At 63.8% G+C, this 19,614-nt stretch carries 19 protein-coding genes; 12 read left to right on the forward strand and 7 right to left on the reverse strand.

Annotated elements, in window-relative coordinates; all coding sequences use genetic code 11:
- Window positions 1–49: 49 nt before the first annotated feature.
- Complete coding sequence (locus AB870_RS02250) at window positions 50–574, reverse strand: TlpA disulfide reductase family protein (RefSeq protein WP_047906769.1); 525 nt, start codon at window positions 572–574, stop codon at window positions 50–52.
- Window positions 575–630: 56 nt separating this feature from the next.
- Window positions 631–1,251 (reverse strand): thioredoxin domain-containing protein, encoded by a 621-nt coding sequence (locus AB870_RS27010; protein WP_157112205.1) that lies wholly within the window; start codon window positions 1,249–1,251, stop codon window positions 631–633.
- 102 nt (window positions 1,252–1,353) lie between these two features.
- Here AB870_RS27010 and AB870_RS27015 point away from each other — a divergent pair, with 102 nt between their 5' ends.
- The gene (locus AB870_RS27015) at window positions 1,354–2,274 is read left to right on the forward strand and encodes a hypothetical protein (protein ID WP_237170027.1); all 921 of its coding nucleotides are present in this window, start codon (window positions 1,354–1,356) and stop codon (window positions 2,272–2,274) included.
- Between the two features lie 108 nt (window positions 2,275–2,382).
- Here the strand turns inward: AB870_RS27015 and AB870_RS02265 are convergent, their stop codons facing one another.
- Window positions 2,383–3,921, reverse strand: a complete 1,539-nt coding sequence (locus tag AB870_RS02265; protein ID WP_047906770.1) for a YifB family Mg chelatase-like AAA ATPase — start codon at window positions 3,919–3,921, stop codon at window positions 2,383–2,385.
- A 435-nt stretch (window positions 3,922–4,356) separates the two neighbouring features.
- Window positions 4,357–4,605 carry an accessory factor UbiK family protein gene (locus tag AB870_RS02270; RefSeq protein ID WP_157112206.1) on the reverse strand — a complete coding sequence of 83 codons (249 nt, stop codon included), beginning with the start codon at window positions 4,603–4,605 and terminating at the stop codon, window positions 4,357–4,359.
- A gap of 395 nt (window positions 4,606–5,000) precedes the next feature.
- Here AB870_RS02270 and AB870_RS02275 point away from each other — a divergent pair, with 395 nt between their 5' ends.
- The 9 genes from AB870_RS02275 to ptsP all read left to right on the forward strand — a co-directional run bounded on the left by AB870_RS02275 (window position 5,001) and on the right by ptsP (window position 14,888).
- Window positions 5,001–5,834 carry a TorF family putative porin gene (locus AB870_RS02275; RefSeq protein WP_047906772.1) on the forward strand — a complete coding sequence of 278 codons (834 nt, stop codon included), beginning with the start codon at window positions 5,001–5,003 and terminating at the stop codon, window positions 5,832–5,834.
- Between the two features lie 13 nt (window positions 5,835–5,847).
- A complete protein-coding gene (locus AB870_RS02280; protein WP_047906773.1) occupies window positions 5,848–6,186 on the forward strand; it encodes a P-II family nitrogen regulator in 339 nt (112 codons plus the stop codon).
- Window positions 6,187–6,211: 25 nt separating this feature from the next.
- On the forward strand, window positions 6,212–7,726 hold the full coding sequence (gene amt / locus AB870_RS02285) for an ammonium transporter (protein ID WP_047906774.1): 1,515 nt from the start codon (window positions 6,212–6,214) through the stop codon (window positions 7,724–7,726).
- Between the two features lie 274 nt (window positions 7,727–8,000).
- Complete coding sequence (gshA, locus tag AB870_RS02290) at window positions 8,001–9,290, forward strand: glutamate--cysteine ligase (RefSeq protein ID WP_047906775.1); 1,290 nt, start codon at window positions 8,001–8,003, stop codon at window positions 9,288–9,290.
- Window positions 9,291–9,747: 457 nt separating this feature from the next.
- The gene (locus AB870_RS02295; protein WP_157112207.1) at window positions 9,748–11,064 is read left to right on the forward strand and encodes a helix-turn-helix transcriptional regulator; all 1,317 of its coding nucleotides are present in this window, start codon (window positions 9,748–9,750) and stop codon (window positions 11,062–11,064) included.
- Between the two features lie 134 nt (window positions 11,065–11,198).
- A complete protein-coding gene (gshB, locus tag AB870_RS02300; RefSeq protein WP_047906777.1) occupies window positions 11,199–12,137 on the forward strand; it encodes a glutathione synthase in 939 nt (312 codons plus the stop codon).
- A gap of 185 nt (window positions 12,138–12,322) precedes the next feature.
- Window positions 12,323–12,736 carry a PTS sugar transporter subunit IIA gene (locus AB870_RS02305; protein ID WP_047906778.1) on the forward strand — a complete coding sequence of 138 codons (414 nt, stop codon included), beginning with the start codon at window positions 12,323–12,325 and terminating at the stop codon, window positions 12,734–12,736.
- Between the two features lie 3 nt (window positions 12,737–12,739).
- A complete protein-coding gene (locus tag AB870_RS02310) occupies window positions 12,740–13,009 on the forward strand; it encodes an HPr family phosphocarrier protein (protein WP_047906779.1) in 270 nt (89 codons plus the stop codon).
- 142 nt (window positions 13,010–13,151) lie between these two features.
- Complete coding sequence (gene ptsP / locus AB870_RS02315) at window positions 13,152–14,888, forward strand: phosphoenolpyruvate--protein phosphotransferase (protein ID WP_047906780.1); 1,737 nt, start codon at window positions 13,152–13,154, stop codon at window positions 14,886–14,888.
- Window positions 14,889–15,000: 112 nt separating this feature from the next.
- Here the strand turns inward: ptsP and AB870_RS02320 are convergent, their stop codons facing one another.
- The 3 genes from AB870_RS02320 to gpmA all read right to left on the reverse strand — a co-directional run bounded on the left by AB870_RS02320 (window position 15,001) and on the right by gpmA (window position 18,641).
- On the reverse strand, window positions 15,001–15,753 hold the full coding sequence (locus tag AB870_RS02320) for a HesA/MoeB/ThiF family protein (RefSeq protein WP_047906781.1): 753 nt from the start codon (window positions 15,751–15,753) through the stop codon (window positions 15,001–15,003).
- Window positions 15,754–15,823: 70 nt separating this feature from the next.
- Window positions 15,824–17,380 (reverse strand): S41 family peptidase, encoded by a 1,557-nt coding sequence (locus AB870_RS02325; protein WP_047906782.1) that lies wholly within the window; start codon window positions 17,378–17,380, stop codon window positions 15,824–15,826.
- A 514-nt stretch (window positions 17,381–17,894) separates the two neighbouring features.
- Window positions 17,895–18,641, reverse strand: coding sequence for a 2,3-diphosphoglycerate-dependent phosphoglycerate mutase (gene gpmA, locus AB870_RS02330; protein ID WP_047906783.1), 747 nt, complete (start codon window positions 18,639–18,641; stop codon window positions 17,895–17,897).
- A gap of 230 nt (window positions 18,642–18,871) precedes the next feature.
- On the opposite strand from gpmA, the gene AB870_RS02335 reads away from it, so the two are divergent.
- Both AB870_RS02335 and grxC read left to right on the forward strand, forming a co-directional pair.
- Window positions 18,872–19,279, forward strand: a complete 408-nt coding sequence (locus AB870_RS02335; RefSeq protein WP_047906784.1) for a rhodanese-like domain-containing protein — start codon at window positions 18,872–18,874, stop codon at window positions 19,277–19,279.
- 13 nt (window positions 19,280–19,292) lie between these two features.
- Complete coding sequence (gene grxC / locus AB870_RS02340) at window positions 19,293–19,553, forward strand: glutaredoxin 3 (protein WP_047906785.1); 261 nt, start codon at window positions 19,293–19,295, stop codon at window positions 19,551–19,553.
- The last annotated feature ends 61 nt before the right edge of the window (window positions 19,554–19,614 follow it).

Genomic DNA, 19,614 nt, shown 5'->3' on the forward strand with positions numbered 1-19,614 from the left:
TTTCCGCAGGTTACCGTCGAGCACGCGATGCGGGCTTCGGGCCGGGGCGTTACGCCTGTTTGGCGAGTGCCGTTTCGATGAGTTTGTCGAGCTCGGCATATTCGGGCTCGCCGACGTACTGCTTGAGTACCTTGCCGTTGCGATCCACGACGAAGGTCGTCGGCGTGAGTTGAACGTTGCCGTATTGTTTGGCGACGCTGCCATCCGAATCCATGGCGACCTTGAACGGCAACTGACGCGTCTGCGCGTAATTCATCACGTACATTGGTGGATCGTAGCTCATGGCGACCGCAACGAATTCGAGTCCCTGGCCCTTGTACTTCTCGTACGTCTTCACCATCGTCGGCATTTCCTTCATGCACGTGACGCAACTCGTGGCCCAGAAGTTCACGAGATAGACCTTGCCCTTGAGTTGCTCGGGGCCGAGTTTCTGACCGGAGAGCAGGGTGAAGGTGGCCTCCGGCGCACGCTTCTGACCGGCGAATGTGAAATAGGCGGCGATAGCCACGGCAACGACGATCGCAATGGCGACGATCTTGCCGAGAGGGGACTTGCGGGAGGTCGTAGCGCTCATGACACAGCCGTGTGGAGATTGGGGGGGACGATTCGACGTCGATTCTACTCCGAATCTCAGCGTGCCGTGGCCCCGCCGCCGGGGTGCAAACGCGTGCGGCCACGGGCGATGGCCTCGTCAAGATAGGCGCCGTAGAAGTCGGGCAGTCCGGCACCGATCAATGGGGCGGCGACGGGGTAGCCACGCGTATCGAGAAACAAAACTGTCGGCGAAACCTTCACGCCATGGGCGCGCGCCCAGGCCACGCCGGTGGTCGTGGTGCCGTCGAAGTCGCGCACGGGCGTGGTGCTGTCCATGCCGATCTCCCGCACTTCGTATTTGCCGCCGCGTACCAGCGGCGCGAGTTCGCGTTGACGGATGGGGCCGCAATAGACGCAGTCGCGTAGCGAGACCAGGACGATCAGCGGGACGTCGAGAGACGCCGCACGCCGGGCGTGGGCTTCGAAGTCGGTGGCCAGCGGCACAGCGGCCTGCTGCCGGACAGCGGTCTTGCCGTTGAGCGGTGGGCTTGCGGCGCCTTCGTGCGGGTACGTGACGCCGGCCGCCTGCGCGAGTTCGCCCCCGGCCTGAGCTGTGCCGATGAAGTTCGTGGCGCTTGTGGCGTTCGTGATGTTGGCGGCGCTCGTGATGGGCGAGGCAATTGCCGTGCCCATGGCGGCGGCGCCGATCAGTGCCATGAGGCCCGCGTGTCCCGTAAGACTCAAGAGCGTTCTGCGATCCGTTTGATCGGTGCGATCACCGCGATTAGTGCGATGCGTTTGCCAACCCGGGGACCTCATATGTCCGATGTGACCCGTGCGACCCGTGCGACCCGTGCGACCCGTGCGACCCGTGCGACCCGTGCGACCCGTGCGACCCGTGTGACCCGTGTGACCCGTGTGACCCGCGAGACCCGCGAGACCCGCGAGACCCGCGAGACCCGCGAGACCCGTGAGACCCGTGCGTCCGAGAGTCCGGACGAGCACCGTCGAGGTATTGCGGGCAAGGCGGGCAAGCCGGGCAAGGTCGGCAAGGTCGGCAAGGCCGGCACGGGAACGAAGGCGGTTGGTTGTCATGCCGACGATCATACCGGGAACGGGCGCCCGCCGTTTTTCCGGTGGCAACGCATGGCGGATAATGGTGGCTTCCCTGTCCCCGGCCCCTCGATTTCCCTTATGTCCATGAATCGCGTTGTCCATGTTTGCGCAATGCTTGCCGCGACGGCGGTGCTCGCTGCCTGCTCTCCCCGTTACGATTGGCGCGAGGTCCATGACAAGGAGGGGGCATACGCCGTGACCTATCCCGCCAAGCCGACGCAAGACGCGCGCGAAGTGAGGTTCGCTTCGGGGCCGTTGCCGATGCGCATGCAGGCCGCGCGCGTCGATGCTGCGCTGTTCGCAGTGGGCGTGGTCACGCTGCCCAACGACGATGCCACGCTGCGTCAGACCGTTGTCGACGAGTTGCAGCACGGGCTGCTTGCCAACGTGAACGAGAGTACGGCGGCGCCCACCCAGGTGATGGTGCGTCAGGCGGGCGATGCGCCCCCGCTTCCCGGGCTGGCTGTCTCGGCGCAGGGCGTCGCGAGCGACAAGGTCGAGCGCTACGTGTCCGCACGCTTTGTCGGCCGTGGCAATCACGTCTATCAGGTCGTCGTCATGGCGACAAAGGCGCCGGGCAAGGAGCAGGTTGAACAGTTTCTCGATTCGTTCACGCTGGAGTGACGTACCGACGTACCGACGCCGAGACACCAAGACACCAAGACACCAGGACACCAGGACACCAGGACACCAGGACACCAGGACGCCAGGACGCCGAGACGCTGGACAGGCTCATGAAATCGTTATCTCTCGATACTGGACTGCCTCGGTAATCTGCGGAACGCCAATGGCATCGTGCCCCGCGAGATCGGCAATGGTGCGCGCCACACGCAGTACCCGGTGATAGGTGCGTGCCGACCAATGATGCTGGGCCACCGCGCGATGCAGCACCTCCTTCGCTTCCGGCGCGAGCGGACATTGCGTTTCGAGCGCACGGCTCGACAGACCGCAATTTAGCCGTCCCTGACGCGAAAGCTGCCGCGCCTGCGCGCGTCCGACACGTGCCGCGACGTCGGCGCTGCGCTCGCCCGAGGCCGGTGCGGCGAACGTCTGCGCATCCAGCGCGGGCACCTCGACATGCAAGTCGATGCGATCGAGCAACGGCCCGGAAAGACGGTTGCGATAGCGCGCCACGGCCTCGCCGGTACAGCGACAGTTTCGTGAAGGGTGCCCGAAATCGCCACAGGGGCAGGGGTTCATCGCGGCGACCAATTGGAAAGCAGCCGGAAACGTTGCGTGTGAGCCAGCGCGTGAAATCGTCACATGTCCGAGTTCCAGCGGTTCGCGCAGCACTTCGAGTACCCTGCGTTGAAACTCCGGCAACTCATCAAGAAAGAGCACGCCCCGGTGCGCGAGACTGATCTCGCCCGGGCGCGGCGTACTCCCGCCGCCCACCAACGCTGCCGCCGACGCCGTGTGATGCGGCGCGCGGAATGGGCGACGTCCCCAATGCCGCATGTCGAAGCCTTGCGTGCTGAGACTCGCGAGCGTTGCCGTCTCGACAGCCTGCGCCTTGCTCAACGACGGCAGCAGTCCTGGCAGCCGCATGGCGAGCATCGACCTGCCAGTGCCCGGAGGTCCGTGCAAGAGGATGTGATGTCCGCCGGCCGCCGCTACCTCAAGCGCACGCTTGGCGTGCGACTGCCCCCTGATGTCGATCATGTCGGCAATGTCCGCCGTTTGTTCGACGGCCGATGCCGTTTCGCATCCCAGCGCGCGCGGCACGGCTGCGCGCGGCAACGGTGTGGCGACGTCCGGCTCGGCAAGGTGAGCGCAGACATCGAGCAGCGTGCATGCGCCGTAGACCGTCGCTTCTTCCACCAGCGCGGCTTCATGCGCGCTGCCCGTTGGCAGTACTAGCGCTCGTGCCGACGGCTCCGCCGCGATGGCACTTGCCATGGCCAGTCCGCCGCGTATCGGGCGCAGTTCGCCGGTAAGCGACAACTCTCCCGCGAACTCGTGCGTACGCAGCCCGGCCTCAGGCAACTGACCGCTCGCGGCCAGAATGCCGAGCGCAATCGGCAGATCGAAGCAGCCCGACGCCTTCGGCAAATCCGCCGGGGCCAGATTGATGGTGATGCGCCGGGCCGGAAATTCGAAGCGGCTGTTCTGTAAGGCCGAGCGCACGCGCTCCCGGCTTTCCTTGACTTCCGTATCGGGCAGACCGACCAGCGACAAGCCGGGCAAGCCGTTCGCCAGATGCACTTCCACCGTGACCGGACGCGCCGCCATCCCGGTAATCGCCCGGCTGCTGACAACTGCCAATGACATGACTTCTCTCCCCCTATCTCGCAACGTGCATGACGTGTTCTGTCGACGGGAATGATCGTCGCGCCAACCCCCGGCGTTGCGCAACGCCCGGTGGCACAAATGCAGCGTGTTGGAGCGGTTTTCGGATCGGTAGCGATGCCGCGCCGGAAAGCGCTGTGTGCCGGATAGGATGATTCCGATAGCGAGTCGGAAATCTGTGAGATATGACGACGACCGAAGCGGGGAGGGAGGAGATGCGAGGCCGGAGGTAAGGGGCGAAACGAAGGAGAGGAAGCGGGAGGGCGTGAGAGGCGTGAGAGGCGTGAGGGGCGTGAGGGACGCGAGAGGCGTGAGAGGCGTGAGAGGCGTGAGCGGCGCGAGAGGCGTGAGGGGCGCGAGGGGCGTGAGAGGGCGCCGCAGATGTAACAAGGGGCGCTTTCGCGCCCCTGGGAGTCGTCAGTCCTGCGCTTCGCTGCGCAGGCTTTCGAGTTCGGCCACCCGTTTCTCGAGTGCTTCGAGCTTCTCGCGCGTACGTGCGAGTACCTGAGCCTGCACGTCGAATTCCTCGCGCGTCACCAGATCGAGTTTGGTGAAGCCCTGATTGAGCAGGCTTTTGACATTGCGCTCGATATCCTTCGCGGGCGATTGCTTGAGCATCTCGCTCACCTTGGCTTGCATGTCTTGCAGGATCTCGTTCGGTTTCATAAGCCTTCCTTTCATCAAATCTCTGCACCGATGTGGTGCCTGCACCGTCAATGTGCTTTGCCGTGCCGATCGGACCGGTGCATGGTGGTGCATCCAATCTCGACCTCAACGGTTGGCGCAACTCTAACACCGTTTTTTACGCCCAGCCAGCCAAGCGGTCCGCCCGACGGCTCTCCGATGCGCTTTTTGACTCCCGTTGCCGGGCTTCGTTGTTCTCTGTGTGTCGCCGGCCCACGTCGCCCCCCTCGGAATTTTGCCAATTTTTTATCCCGAAATTCGTATCTTGCGCGTCGCAGCGAGCGCGGTCGAAGGACCTGGCACGGGAGTTGCTCTACTCGTTCGGAACCTGCCGCACGCTGTACCAAGACGTTGAATGATCAACTTAGGGGAAAGTGATGAATAAAGTGTCAACAGCGGTGTCGACCGCAATGGCTGGTGTTGTGTTCTTCGGTGCAATGACGGTGTCGGCGGGCGCATTCGCGCAGGCGGGCGCGGAGGGCGCTGCACCGGCAGCCGCTGCGGCTGCCGCGGCCGAGCCGCTGACCATTACCGCAAACATCGGCCTGTTCTCCGATTACCGCTTCCGCGGTATTTCGCAAACGGGCAAGCGTCCGGCGGTGCAGGGCGGTTTCGACATCGCGCACGAGTCCGGTCTGTATGCCGGCGTCTGGGCGTCGAACATCAGCTGGATCTCGGATGGGAATTCGGCAGTGAGCGCGCCCATCGAGATGGATTTCTACGGCGGCTGGAAGAAGGAGATCATTCCCGACTGGACCGTCGATTTCGGCGGATTGCAGTACTACTACCCGGGCACCTATCCGTCCGGGCAGTTCTATCCGCGGCCGCATACGTTCGAGCTGTATGCCGCCGTGGGCTGGAAAACCGTAACGCTGAAGTACTCGCACGCATTGACCCGTCTGTTCGGTCTTGTGAGCCCGGACGGCCAGGATACGTCCAACAGCGGCTATCTCGATCTGACGGGCACTTACGATATCGGCTTCTGGGGGCTGTCGGCCGTGGGGCACGTGGGCCATCAGTGGGTGCATAACTTCAGCGCAGCAAGTTACACCGACTGGAAGATCGGGCTGACGAAGGACCTGGGCAAGAACTTCAGCGTGTCGGTCTCCTACGTCGATACGAACGCAGACGAGAAGTACTACACCGCCGCGAATTCCGGCAAGGTGCTCTCGAAGGCGACGGTCGTCGTAGGGCTGTCGAAGACATTCTAAGGAGCGACTCATCATGAAGCTGATTACCGCAATTGTGAAACCCTTCAAGCTCGACGAGGTGCGCGAAGCCCTCTCGAACATCGGCGTGGCCGGTATTACGGTAACCGAAGTCAAGGGTTTCGGCCGTCAGAAAGGCCATACCGAGCTGTACCGCGGCGCAGAATATGTCGTCGACTTTCTGCCGAAGGTGAAGATCGAGGCGGTAATCGGCGACGCCATGCTCGATCAGGCAATCGACGCCATCGAGCAGGCCGCTCGCACCGGCAAGATCGGCGACGGCAAGATTTTCGTGTCCAACGTCGAACACGTGGTCCGTATCCGTACTGGAGAGACCGGCGAAGACGCGCTGTAACGGTCCTACATAAGAGACAACAATCATGAAAAAACTGCTTGCCAAACTTTTGCTCGCCGTCGCCTTTACGGGTGCCGTGGGCCTCGGCTCGACCGCCGCGCTCGCGCAGGACGCTTCCGCGCCCGTCGCCGCTTCCGAGGCGAGCGCGCCCGCACCGGCCGCCGCGACGGCAACGCCTGCGGCCGCACCGGCAGCTCAGGCCGCAGCGCCTGCCGCCGCCGCACCCGTTCCGCCGAACAAGGGCGATACGGCGTGGCTGCTCACCTGCACCGCGTTCGTCATTCTCATGACGCTGCCCGGCCTGGGCCTGTTCTACGGCGGTCTGGTCCGCTCGAAGAACATGCTCTCGGTGCTGATGCAGTGCTTCATCATCTTCTCGCTCGTGGTCGTGCTGTGGGCGATCTATGGCTACAGCATCGCCTTCACGGAGGGCGGCGCGTTCTTCGGCGGCTTCGACCGTCTGTTCCTGAAGGGGATGACGCCGGACTCGGTCGCCGCGACCTTCAGCAAGGGCGTGAATGTGCCTGAGTATGCGTACATGGCGTTCCAGGCCGCGTTTGCCGCGATTACCTGTGCGCTGATCGTCGGCGCGTTCGCCGAGCGTGCCAGGTTCTCGGCCGTGCTGCTCTTTACCGTGATCTGGTTCACGTTCTCGTACCTGCCGATGGCTCACATGGTGTGGTTCTGGCCGGGGCCGGACGCGTATACCGACGCCGCTGCCGCCGACGCCGCCAATGCACACGCCGGCTGGCTGTTCCAGAAGGGCGCGCTCGACTACGCGGGCGGTACGGTGGTGCACATCAACGCGGCCATCGCCGGCCTGGTGGGCTCGTACATGGTCGGCAAGCGCGTGGGTTTCGGCAAGGAAGCGTTCAAGCCGCACTCGCTCACCATGACCATGATCGGTGCCTCGCTGCTCTGGTTCGGCTGGTTCGGTTTCAATGCCGGGTCGGGGCTGGAAGCCAACGGCGGCGCGGCACTTGCGTTCGTCAACACGCTGCTCGCTACCGCCGCGGCCACGCTGTCGTGGACGGCCGGTGAGTGGATCGGCAAGGGAAAGCCGTCGATGCTCGGTGGCGCCTCGGGAGCGGTGGCCGGTCTGGTGGCCGTGACGCCGGCTGCCGGTTTCGTCGGGCCGATGGGCTCGATCGTGCTCGGCCTGCTGGCCGGCCTGATCTGCCTGTGGGGCGTGAACGGTCTGAAGCGCCTGCTCAAGGCCGACGACGCGCTCGACGTGTTCGGCGTGCACGGCGTGGGCGGCATGCTCGGCGCCATTCTGACGGGCGTGTTCGCTGCACCGTCGCTCGGCGGTACGGGCATCTACGACTACGTGGCCAATGCCGTCTCGAAGGACTATTCGATTGCCGGTCAGGTCTGGATTCAGTTTCAGGGCGTGCTGACCACGCTCGTGTGGTCGGGTGTGGTCGCCTTCATCGCCTTCAAGATCGCCGACATCCTGCTGGGGCTGCGCGTGCCGGAAGACGAAGAGCGCGAAGGTCTGGACATCACCTCGCACGGCGAATCGGCTTACCACAACTGATTTGCGCGGACCCAGGCAAGAAATTGCCCGGCGCTGGCCGGGCCGACGAAAGGAGTCGCTGGTGGCCGGACGGACAGCCGGCACCGGCATTGCGCGGGCACCCGTTCGGGTGCCCGTTTTTTTGCCTTGCGATTCCCTGTTTCGTCCCCATGTCCTCTCACCGCAGCGTTGCGCCGCGGTTTCCCGGCCGGAGCCCCTTCGCGGGGCATGGCAAACGGCGGGACGGCCGGGCGGATGCTCTACAATCGATATTCCATCTGGATATGAGAGAAGCATGGTTCCGCATCTCGTCACGGCCCTGAAAGGCCCTCTGCTCGACCTGGAAAAGAAGATTCTCGATGCGACGCCCGCCATCGAGCGCTGGTTCCGGCTCGAGTGGCAGGAACATACGCCGCCGTTCTACTGTTCGGTCGACTTGCGAAATGCCGGTTTCAAGCTCGCTCCCGTCGACACCAATCTCTTTCCCGGCGGCTTCAACAATCTGGCGCCCGAGGTACTGCCGCTGGCCGTGCAGGCCGCGATGGCAGCCATCGAGAAGATTTGCCCCGACGCCAAGAACCTGCTGCTGATTCCCGAACGTCATACGCGTAACTCGTTCTACTTGCAGAACATCGCTCGGCTGTCGACGATCATGCGTCATGCCGGCCTGAATGTGCGCCTGGGCAGTCTGTCGGACGACATCGCCGAGCCGACGACCATCGAACTGCCCGACGGGCAGCATGTGGTCATCGAACCGCTGGAGCGCACGCCGCGACGTCTGGGGCTCAAGAACTTCGACCCCTGTTCGATCCTGCTCAATAACGATCTGTCCGCCGGTATTCCGCCGATCCTCGAAGGACTGCACGAGCAGTACCTGCTGCCGCCGCTGCATGCCGGCTGGGCCATGCGTCGCAAGAGTCAGCATTTTTCGGCGTACGACGATATCGTCAAGAAGTTCGCGAAGATGATCGACGTCGATCAATGGATGCTCAACCCGTACTTCGCGAAGTGCGAGGGCATCGACTTCGACGAGCGTGTGGGCGAGGAGAAACTCGCCGACACGGTCGACGCGGTACTCAAGAAGATCAACAAGAAATACCGCGAATACGGCATCACGGAGAAGCCGTTCGTCGTCATCAAGGCCGATGCGGGAACCTACGGCATGGGCGTGATGATGGTGCGCGACGCCGCCGAGATCAAGAACCTCAATCGCCGCGAGCGCACGAAGATGAGCGTGGTGAAGGAGGGGCTCGAAGTCCACGACGTGATCGTGCAGGAAGGTGTCTACACATTCGAGCGTATCAACGAAGCCGTGGCCGAGCCCGTCGTCTACATGATCGATCGCTACGTCGTGGGGGGCTTCTATCGCGTACATACCGGACGCGGCACCGACGAGAATCTGAACGCCCCGGGCATGCATTTTGTGCCGCTTGCGTTCGAACACACCGCGCTGCCCGACGTTCATGCCAAACCGGGCGCGGCACCCCCCAATCGCTTCTACATGTACGGCGTGGTGGCGCGTCTGGCGCTGCTGGCGGCATCGGTCGAACTCGAACGCACCGATCCGGACCCGGAAACGTATTGAGGCGTGTCCGCCGTAGGCACCGACCGTGGCGCGGAGTGACGGTATGCCGCGTACTTTCGGTTTCGGCGATGCTTTGAGAAGTTTCTGATTTTGAAGTGGGACCGTGTCCGTGTGGCGGTGGTCTCGCGCGCTTCCCGCCCTGAGAAGCGAAAAGAAAAAGACGCCCGGCTGGCCCCCCGACTAGCCGGGCGTCACATTTACCGGCCGCCTCATGCAACGGCCGGAAATCGGGGCGTTCCTGAGTGGTCCCCCCCGCAAACTGGTTTCCTGCGCATTCCCTTCGTCCGACGGATCGGTGTACTGTGCCGATCCGTCGTCGGGTTCGCGTCAGCCATGAAGCGATGATGAGGCGGTTTGACGCGTCCAACATCCCCCGAATGGGGGATGCCCGTTGGTATTCAAGTGGAATAAGAAATTTCCTCGGCGATCCCCGAAGTCGCCGTGGAGGGGGAGAGACATGCGGATGCAGGGCGATTTGCGCACATGCCTTCGTCAACTCCATCAGTTGCCGGGCTCGATACTCGGTTATCTGCCGCTCTGGCTGGAGACGCTGCGGCGCTGGCTGGATGCGGACGGCGTGGCGGCGCTCTGGTGTCACCTGCCGGGCGAGATGGGCGACGCAGGTGAGGCGGGCGGCCCGGTCGCCGACGCCGGAACGACAGGCGCCACCTGCTGGTATGCGCCCCAGGCGCCCGTCTTCGCCTGCGAGCGTCTCGCCGCGTGCGGCTGGACGATGCCGTCGATGACCGAGTTGCAACAGTCGCTGGCCGGCGCCCGGGTGCTGCGCGGACATGCGCGGCGGGGGGGCCATCGTCCCGATGTGGCAATGCTTCGCCGTCCCCCGGCGCTTGACGCCTGCCTGCCGGGCAGCGAGGTGCTCGACGTCTGTGTGCTGCCGATGGCGCGGACCGCCGACGTGTCCGGTGCTTGCCACGATGGCACCGCGGCGGGCACGGCCCCTATTGGCGCCTTGCGTTTGCTGGTGTCGCGAGGTGACGGACGGCCCGCCTTCACGTCGCGCGAAATCGATGCCTTCGAAATGGCGGCCGGAGAGTTCGGCACGGCGCCCGAACGCTCGCCCCTCCCCGATCTTGCATCTTTCCCGTCGCTCCCGTTTTTCCCACCGTTGGCGCTCACCGTGCCGGCAACGGCGGGCCATGTGCCTGACGCCAGCGGTGGTGCGAATGCCATCGATAGCGTGAGTGCGATCTGCGGCGACATCTCAGGCATGCTCGTGTGGCATCGTCGCCAACCGGAGTGGGCCGACCCCGCGGCGCTGGCGCTCATGCGCCGTGTCTGGCAGCCGGTGCCTGGACAGGCATGGACGGACGCCTGTGTCGTGGTGCGGGCGTGCCAGCGTCTTGCGGACGAACTGACACGCCATCCGGGTTCTCATCCGCCGCAAGGCGCCCAGGTCGGCGCGCGCGTGCCGGTGCCGGGCGGCACGCTGCATCTTCACGCCACCCATCTATGCGGCATGGGGGGAAGCGCCACGGAGCGCGTGCGCGTCGCGCTGCACCTCGCCGTGCCGCCCGCCGTCCGGCTGTTGCAGCGTTTGTGGAGGACGGCGCTTACGCCCGTGCAGCGGGAGATTGCAATGCGTTTGCTCGCTGGTCAGTCACGCGCACAGACGCGCGAAGCGTGTGCGATCGGCGCCCAGACGCTCAAGACGCATTTGTCGCTCATGCGCGCGCGCCTGGATCCGGTGCGCGATGCGCCGCTGTTGCTCGGTCTTGGCGGCGGCGCGATGGGCGCAAACGCACACCCACGCTGATTTTCCGCCTTCAGCGCAGCCCCGGCACTCGCCGACGCGGTGCGCAGCGGCAAAACGATGCCTCGGCTAGAATAGATGCCTGTCGCCGCAGCTTGCGGTGTGTGCATCCGAACCCCCAAGACTCCCGCCGATCGATGCAGATTCTCTTTATCGCCGACCCGCTCGACCAATTCAAGATTTACAAGGACACCACGTTTTCGATGATGCGTGAAGGCGCGCGTCGCGGGCATCGCATCTTCGCGTGCGAGCCGCACGAGATGGCGTGGCAAGGCGCGACGGTCGATGCGCGCGTGAAGGAAATTCGTCTGACCGGCGATGCCGGCGTCTGGTACGAAGTCGTGGATACGCGTGTGGTCGCGCTTACCGAGTTCGACGCGGTACTCATGCGCAAGGACCCGCCGTTCGACATGGAGTACATCAACGCCACCTGGCTGCTCGAAATTGCGGAGCGTGCCGGGGCGCGAGTCTTCAACAAGCCGAGCGCGATTCGTGACCATTCCGAAAAACTGGCCATTGCCGAATTTGGGCAGTTCGTGGCGCCGACGCTCGTCACGCGCGATGCGGCGCGTCTGCGCGCTTTCCATGCGGAACACGGCGACGTGATTTACAAGCCGCTCGACGGCATGGGCGGCACGGGCGTGTTCCGTATTGGCCCGGACGGCCGCAACCTCGGGTCGGTCATCGAAATGCTGGGAGAGAACGGCGCGCGCTCGGTGATGGCGCAACGCTTCATCCCCGACATCAAGCTGGGCGACAAGCGCGTGCTCGTGATCGGCGGCAAAGTGGTGCCGCACTCGCTCGCGCGCATTCCGCAGGGTAACGAAGTGCGCGGCAACCTCGCGGCGGGCGGTCTCGGCGAAGCGCGCGACCTGTCCGCGCGGGATCGGCAGATTGCGCAGGCGCTGGGCCCGATTCTTTGGGAACGCGGCCTGCTGCTCGTTGGCCTCGACGTCATCGGCGATTACCTGACGGAAGTCAACGTCACAAGTCCGACGTGCTTCCAGGAAATCACCGAGCAGACGGGTTTCGACGTACCGAAGATGTTTATCGACGCGCTGGAACTGGCTGTCTGACACCGGCGATCTGAGGGCCAGCCTGCCGGCAATGCTGTTTGGGATAGATCCTAACCCGATGAAATTTCAGGATTAATTCGGGATTTTGGCGCGCCTGCTAAAATAAGAATCCCAAAATCGACAGGTTCGCGTTCGCCGTTGTGTTTGTATCCCGAACACCCGCGGCGCCCGGCGTACCTAGCATCATGGCTGGAATTCTGATCATTGCCCACGCACCGCTGGCCTCGGCCCTTCGCGAGTGCGTTTCGCATATCTACGGCGGGTGTCCGTCGCGCATCGGCGCGATCGACGTCGTTCCCGACCAGGACACGGCGGCGCTCGTAGACGTCGCAAAAGAACGCCTTGCGCAACTTCGCGAAGAGAACGGCGTGCTGGTGCTCACCGATCTGTTCGGGGCGACGCCGTCGAACGTGGCGGCGCAACTGGTGGGGCCGACAGTGCGCGTGCTCGCGGGGGTGAATCTGTCGATGCTCATCAAAGCGGTGTGCTATCGCTCGGTGCCGCTCGACACGCTGGCGGAGAAGGTGCTCGCGGGTGGATCTAAAGGTATTCTGGAAGTCGGCGCGGGTGCGCCGGCCACACACACTACGTCACACTGAAACATGCTTCGACAAGAAACGACGATCGTAAATAAATTGGGCTTGCATGCCCGGGCATCTGCAAAGCTGACGCAACTGGCGGCGAAATTTCAGAGTGAGGTCTGGCTGACCCGCAACGGTCGGCGCATCAATGCAAAAAGCATTATGGGCGTCATGATGCTGGCAGCGGGGATCGGATCGAAGGTCGAAGTCGAAACCGAAGGCTCGGACGAAGCGCAGGCGATGCAGGAAATTCTCGACCTCATTGCGAACAAGTTCGGCGAGGGGGAATAACACACGGCTGTGGCGATGCGGCCTCGGCAGGCGCGCCGTGTCATGCCGGCCGTGCTTTCACCGCACCGCCGCTCCCTGTCCGCAACGACAGCAAACACACAGATTACGGTTGAATCACCGCCTCTGAACTGGGGAGACTCCCTTGTCTTTCACCCTGCACGGCATTCCCGTTTCCCGCGGCATCGCGATCGGACGCGCTTATCTGCTTGCGCCCGCCACGCTCGATGTGCCCCACTATCTGCTCGATCCCAGCCAGATCGATGACGAGATCGCGCGCTTCGAAAGCGCTCAGGCGACTGTCCAGCAAGAACTCGACACGCTCAAGGAAGAACTGCCGGACGATGCGCCCGGCGAGATGGGCGCGTTTCTCGATGTCCACTCGCTGATCCTCAACGACGCGCTGCTCGTCGATGCGGTGGTCAAGCTCATTCGCGAGCGTCGCTATAACGCGGAGTGGGCGCTGACCACACAGCTCGAAGTGCTTGTCGCGCGCTTCGAAGACATCGAAGACGAATATCTGCGCGAGCGGCGTGCCGACATCGAACAGGTGACCGAGCGTGTGCTCAAGGCGCTCGCGGGCGCCCCCGGCATGCGCCACGTGGCGGCCGAGACGCCGCGCGACGACATGATCGTCGTGGCCCGCGACATCGCTCCGGCCGACATGCTGCAATTCAAGTCGCAGACGTTCAAGGGCTTCGTGACGGACCTTGGCGGGAAGACGTCGCACACGGCCATCGTCGCGCGCAGTCTCGGCATTCCCGCGGCGGTCGGCGTGGCGCAGGCGAGTCTGCTCATCAAGCAGGACGACGTCATCATCATCGACGGCGATCATGGCATCGTCATCGTCGATCCGGCACCGATCGTGCTGGAAGAGTACAGCTACCGGCAAAGCGAGCGCGCGCTCGAAGAGCGGCGCTTGCAGCGGCTCAAGCATTCGCCGGCGCAGACCATCGACGGCACGCACATCGAGTTGCTCGCCAATATCGAATTGCCGGAAGACGCCAGGACGGCGGTCGAAGCCGGCGCGGTGGGGGTCGGGCTGTTCCGCACGGAATTTCTCTTCATGAACGAGGAGGAAGCGCCGGAGGAAGAGGCGCAGTTCGAGGCGTACAAGCGCGCCGTCGAAGCGATGCAGGGGCTGCCGCTCACGATCCGGACCATCGACGTGGGGGCCGACAAGCCGCTCGACAGCCACGAGACGTACGAAACCGCGCCGAACCCGGCGCTCGGGCTGCGTGCGATTCGCTGGAGCCTGTCGGAGCCGCGGATGTTCCTCACCCAGCTGCGCGCCATTTTGCGTGCTTCGGCGTTCGGCAAGGTGCAGATTCTGTTCCCGATGCTCGCCCACGCCCAGGAAATCGATCAGACGCTCGAACTCGTGCGCGAAGCCAAGTCGCAGTTGGACACGGCAGGCCTGCTGTACGACCCGAACGTCAAACTCGGCGCGATGATCGAGGTGCCGGCAGCCGCGCTCACGGTGCCGATGTTCCTCAAGCGTCTCGACTTCCTGTCCATCGGCACGAACGACCTGATTCAGTACACGCTGGCCATCGACCGGGCGGACAATGCCGTCGCCCATCTGTACGATCCGCTGCATCCGGCCGTCCTGCGTTTGATCGCCATGACGATTCGCGAAGCCCACGCGTTCGGCGTGCCGGTCGCGGTGTGCGGCGAGATGGCAGGGGATCCGACGGCGACACGGTTGCTGCTCGGCATGGGGCTGCGGGAGTTTTCGATGCACCCGAGCCAGTTGCTTCAGGTCAAGCAGGAAATCCTGCGGGCGCATTTGCCCGATCTCGAACGCCCGGTCCAGGAACTGCTCGCGGCGACCGAGCCGGAGGAAATGCAGGCGGCGTTGGCACGCCTTGCCGTGGCCTGAGAGGGGGATATTGCTGCAGACGAAAAAGCGGACGTCCCCTTGAGGGGCGTCCGCTTTTTTGCGCTTGTTTTTGGGATGGCGCCGAGCTCTTCATCGGGCATTACCCATTTGTTCAGCGGCGCTGTCCGCAGACTTTGCACTCCGGGTTGCGGGCGCAATGCATGGTATGCCAACTCATCTTGCGGCCGTCGAGCATCTGGAGACGGCCCACGAGCGGCGTACCGATGCCGGTGATCAGTTTGATGGCCTCGGCGGCCTGCATGCTGCCGATGATGCCCACGAGCGGCGCGAGCACGCCCATCGTCGCGCAGGCCTGTTCGGGGAACGGTTCGTCCGCGGGGAAGATGCACTCGTAGCAGGGCGACGCATCGTTACGCACGTCGAACACGCTGATTTGCCCGTCGAAGCGCAACGCGGCGCCGGATACGAGCGGCACGCCCGCTGCGACGCACGCCCGGTTGACGGCGTGGCGCGTCGCGAAATTGTCCGAACCGTCCAGCACTACGGTGGCGGTGCGCGCGAGCGCACTCAGCCGCGCTTCGTCCACACGCTCGTTGACGACGTCGACGATCACGCCAGGGTTGATCTGCGCGATGCGAGCGCGCCCCGATTCGACCTTCGGCTGCCCGACGCTCTGCGTGTCGTGCAGGATCTGGCGTTGCAGGTTGGTGAGATCGACCACATCGTCGTCGATCAGCGTGATGCGCCCGACACCGGCTGCCGCCAGATAGAGCGCAGCCGGTGAGCCGAGACCACCCGCGCCGACGATAACGGCGTGAGCGGCCAGCAGACGCTCCTGACCTTCGATGCCGAGTTCGTCTAGCAGGATATGGCGGGAGTAACGCAGCAGCTGATCGTCGTTCATCGCAAAACGGGAAGGGATAAAAAAACCGTGCCGGCTTTCGCGGGCACGGTTTGTAGTGTAAAGCCGATGCTTACTTCTTGTCCGCCGGCTTGGCCGGGACGACGGTGTCCGTTTTCGGGTCCGTCTTGGCGCCAGCCGCCGGCGCGGCTGCCTTTGCAGCGTCCTTCGGCAGCGGGCCGGCGTTGGCTTCCAGACGCGACTTCGTGCGCTGGACCGGCTCGCCCTTGATCTGGCGAACAGCCTGCTGGAGCATGAAGTCGTCGGCGCTGCCCAGATCCGGCAGACGTTCTTCGCGCTCCTTCTTGCGCTCTTCCGGCGTCTTCTTCGCGTTCTCTTCTTCGAGGCGGCGCAGTTCTTCCAGACGGCGCGCTTCGCGGGCGTCGATTTCCTTTTGTTCGTCAGGCGTCTGCGTGTTGTGCAGATGGTTCTGGTAATCGATTTCGCGCGTGACGAGCACGTCGTCCGGGTCACCCTTCGGGTTCTGGTCGACCGGCACGTCCGGCTTGATGCCGATGGACTGGATCGAGCGGCCGCTCGGCGTGTAGTAGTAAGCCGTGGTCAGGCGCAGCGCGGTGTCCGGGCCCATCTGGCGCACGGTCTGGACCGAACCCTTGCCGAACGTCGTCTTGCCCATGATGATGGCGCGCTTCGAATCCTGGAGCGCACCCGCCACGATTTCCGAGGCCGATGCCGAGTAGGCATTCACCAGCACGACCATCGGGACCGTCTTCCAGATCGGCGCTTCGCCCTTGAGCGGGTCTTCCGGGCTGTCCGACAGGCGGTAGTTGTCGAACGTCGCCTGATAGACCTGCTTGGCGTCCTTGATCTGGCCGTTGGTCGAGACGACCGTGGCGCCTTCCTTCAGGAACGCCGCGGACACGCCGACCGCCGACTGGAGGATGCCGCCGCCGTTGTTGCGCAGGTCGAGGATCAGGCCCTTGAGCGGCTGATCCTTCGCCAGTTCCTGGAGCTTCCTGGCCAGGTCCGGCACGGTGCGTTCCTGGAAGCTGGTGATGCGCACGTAGCCGATACCCGGCTCAAGCAGCTTGCCCTTGATGCTCTGGACGCGGATCTCGGCGCGAACGATGGAGACCGGGAACGTGCGTTCTTCCGACTTGCGGAAGATCGTCAGCGTGACCTTGCTGCCCGGTGCACCGCGCATACGTTTGACTGCCTGATCGAGTGTCATGCCGCGTACGGGCTTGTCGTCGATACGCGTGATCAGATCGCCGGGTTTGAGGCCTGCCTTGAATGCCGGGCTGTCTTCAATCGGCGAGATCACCTTCACGAGGCCGTCTTCCTGCGAGATCTCGATACCGAGACCTGCGAAACGACCGCGTGTCTGTTCCTGCAATTCCTTGTATTCGTCCTTGTCGAGGTACGACGAGTGCGGATCGAGGCTCGACACCATGCCCTTGATGGCTGCGTTCAGCAGCTTCTTGTCATCGACCGGCTGCACGTACTCGCGCTTGATCTGACCGAACACTTCCGCGAGCAAGCGAAGCTGTTCGAGCGGCAGTGGTGTGGTAGCGCTTTGTGCGGAAGCCTGCGAGAACGCGAGGGTGGCAGCCGCACCGGTCGCGAGGCCCAGCACGATCAGGCCGATGTGTTTGAGGGTTTGGCGCATATAGGCGTGGAATTTCCCGGAATTTTGGGGCGCACGCCAATGGGCGCGCGCACTTTGGCGAAGTATAACCGTTTGCCCGCAGGGGGGACATTGCCCATTCGACAGGGAGTTTTCCGGAGTGGTTCTACGAAAAGTTCCATTCGATGCGAAGTCGCCTGGCGAATTTCGGCGAACGTCGACCCACAGTGCGCTGCTTTCGGCGGCGGAACGTCATCTGGCGAGTGCCGGTGGGCGCCGTGCCACTGCCGCTCGATGTCCCGGCAACGTGTTACCGCCTGTTACGGACCCGGCGCCGGGCGTAGGGATTTCCCCGGAGATGTGGAGCGGCAGCGGCGCGAAGGGGCGAAGGAAAGGCGAAGGAAAGGCGAAGGGAGGGCGGTGAGATCGCGGCGAATGGCGTGAATATGGCGCAAATATGGCGCGAATGACGGGGACGTGGCGTGCGATGCCGGAGAAGAATGCCATCTGCGAGAACCCGGCACCGGGCCGGGTCCGCGCAGACGTCAGCCGACGCTTACTTCGACTTGCCTTGTGCGGCCACGGCGGCCAGCGCACCGGCGATCTTGTCCTGATCGCCCAGATAGTAGTGGCGGATCGGCTTGAGCTCGGCGTCCAGTTCATACACGAGCGGCGTGCCGTTCGGAATGTTCAGACCGGCGATGTCGTCGTCCGAAATATTGTCGAGGTGCTTGATGAGCGCGCGCAACGAGTTGCCGTGCGCGGCGATGAGTACGTGCTTGCCGGCACGCACGGCCGGGGCGATCGACTCGTTCCACAGCGGCAGCACGCGCGCGACCGTGTCCTTCAGGCACTCGGTGAGCGGGATCTCTTCGCGCTTGAGCTTGGCGTAGCGCGGGTCGTTGAATGAGCTGCGCTCGTCGTCGGCGGCCAGCGGCGGCGGCGGCGTGTCGTAGCTGCGGCGCCATACGTGCACCTGGTCGTCGCCGTACCTGGCCGCCGTCTCGGCCTTGTTCAGGCCCGCGAGCGCGCCGTAATGACGTTCGTTGAGGCGCCAGCTGTGCACCACGGGGATCCACATCTGGTCCATGGCGTCCTGCACGTGCCACAGCGTGCGGATCGCGCGCTTGAGTACCGACGTGTAGGCGAGATCGAACCTGAAGCCGGCTTCGGCGAGCAGCTTGCCGGCCTGTCCGGCTTCGGCGACACCCTTCTCGGTCAGGTCGACGTCGACCCAGCCCGTGAAGCGATTTTCCTTGTTCCACGTCGATTCGCCGTGGCGGATGAGAACGAGCTTGTACATGAGCAAACTTCAATCAGAGTAGGAAAGCGGGGGCAGCCGGGGGAGCGAGCGATTCGTTGCAGGCGGCGCAGCCAGGCCCGGTAAGGGTTTGACGCGGAATTCCGGGCAGATTCGGGGCGCCGGGAACGGGCCTGCCTACGTCTGTCGCAACGATTGGCAACGTCACCCGTCGGCGCAATCACGGAATATTTTATAATGATCGGATTCTTTTGATTATTTTCAGGTGGTTTGTGAAGTTCTTTGCCGATTACACCAACCTTGCGCTGATCGCGATCGCCCTCGTTTCGGGCGGCATGCTGGCCTGGCCGGTATTCAAGCGCGGCGGTCGCGGTCTGTCGACCATGGAAGCGACCCAGCTCATCAATCGTAAGGGCGCCGTCGTCCTCGATGTCCGCACGGCAGAGGAATTTGCCACGGGTCACCTGCCTTCCGCACGCAATGTGCCGCTCGACGACGTCGAACAAAAGGTCGCGGGCGTCATCAAGAACAAGGCTGCGCCGGTCCTCATCGTCTGCAAGAGCGGTCAACGCTCGGCGCGCGCTCAGACGCTCCTTCGCAATCTTGGTTATGCTGAGGCATTCAGCCTCCAGGGCGGTGTGTCCGCCTGGCAGGAAGCCGGCCTTCCGGTAGTCAAGTAATCCAGGAGTTGTCATGCCGAAGATCGTGATGTACAGCACGCAAGTGTGCCCGTATTGCCAGATGGCGGAGCGTCTGCTGCGCCAGCGCGGTGTTCAGGAGATCGAAAAGATTCTGATCGACAAGGAACCCGCCCGCCGTGAGGAAATGATGACGCGCACGGGGCGTCGCACCGTACCGCAAATCTACATCGACGAGCGTCATATTGGCGGCTACGACGATCTTTCGGCACTCGATCGTGCCGGTGGTCTCGCCCCGCTCTTGCAAGCGGCTTGATCCCGCCTGCAAAATAGACGTCCAGCCGCGTCACTGCGCGGCTGTCTTCATTCCAAGGAAA

The organism is Pandoraea faecigallinarum (assembly GCF_001029105.3).
GTDB classification, from domain to species: Bacteria; Pseudomonadota; Gammaproteobacteria; order Burkholderiales; family Burkholderiaceae; genus Pandoraea; species Pandoraea faecigallinarum.

Excerpts from the sequence above, each read along its gene's own strand:
- AB870_RS27010 (WP_157112205.1), bottom strand. The coding sequence starts at position 1,251 with ATGGCACTGATCGGCGCCGCCGCCATGGGCACGGCAATTGCCTCGCCC.
- gshB (WP_047906777.1), top strand. The coding sequence starts at position 11,199 with ATGCAGATTCTCTTTATCGCCGACCCGCTCGACCAATTCAAGATTTAC.
- AB870_RS02310 (WP_047906779.1), top strand. The coding sequence starts at position 12,740 with ATGCTTCGACAAGAAACGACGATCGTAAATAAATTGGGCTTGCATGCC.
- AB870_RS02320 (WP_047906781.1), bottom strand. The coding sequence starts at position 15,753 with ATGAACGACGATCAGCTGCTGCGTTACTCCCGCCATATCCTGCTAGAC.
- amt (WP_047906774.1), top strand. The coding sequence starts at position 6,212 with ATGAAAAAACTGCTTGCCAAACTTTTGCTCGCCGTCGCCTTTACGGGT.
- AB870_RS02280 (WP_047906773.1), top strand. The coding sequence starts at position 5,848 with ATGAAGCTGATTACCGCAATTGTGAAACCCTTCAAGCTCGACGAGGTG.
- AB870_RS02265 (WP_047906770.1), bottom strand. The coding sequence starts at position 3,921 with ATGTCATTGGCAGTTGTCAGCAGCCGGGCGATTACCGGGATGGCGGCG.
- AB870_RS02275 (WP_047906772.1), top strand. The coding sequence starts at position 5,001 with ATGAATAAAGTGTCAACAGCGGTGTCGACCGCAATGGCTGGTGTTGTG.
- AB870_RS02295 (WP_157112207.1), top strand. The coding sequence starts at position 9,748 with ATGCGGATGCAGGGCGATTTGCGCACATGCCTTCGTCAACTCCATCAG.
- AB870_RS02305 (WP_047906778.1), top strand. The coding sequence starts at position 12,323 with ATGGCTGGAATTCTGATCATTGCCCACGCACCGCTGGCCTCGGCCCTT.
- gpmA (WP_047906783.1), bottom strand. The coding sequence starts at position 18,641 with ATGTACAAGCTCGTTCTCATCCGCCACGGCGAATCGACGTGGAACAAG.
- AB870_RS27015 (WP_237170027.1), top strand. The coding sequence starts at position 1,354 with ATGTCCGATGTGACCCGTGCGACCCGTGCGACCCGTGCGACCCGTGCG.
- AB870_RS02270 (WP_157112206.1), bottom strand. The coding sequence starts at position 4,605 with ATGAAACCGAACGAGATCCTGCAAGACATGCAAGCCAAGGTGAGCGAG.
- AB870_RS02250 (WP_047906769.1), bottom strand. The coding sequence starts at position 574 with ATGAGCGCTACGACCTCCCGCAAGTCCCCTCTCGGCAAGATCGTCGCC.
- grxC (WP_047906785.1), top strand. The coding sequence starts at position 19,293 with ATGCCGAAGATCGTGATGTACAGCACGCAAGTGTGCCCGTATTGCCAG.
- AB870_RS02325 (WP_047906782.1), bottom strand. The coding sequence starts at position 17,380 with ATGCGCCAAACCCTCAAACACATCGGCCTGATCGTGCTGGGCCTCGCG.
- gshA (WP_047906775.1), top strand. The coding sequence starts at position 8,001 with ATGGTTCCGCATCTCGTCACGGCCCTGAAAGGCCCTCTGCTCGACCTG.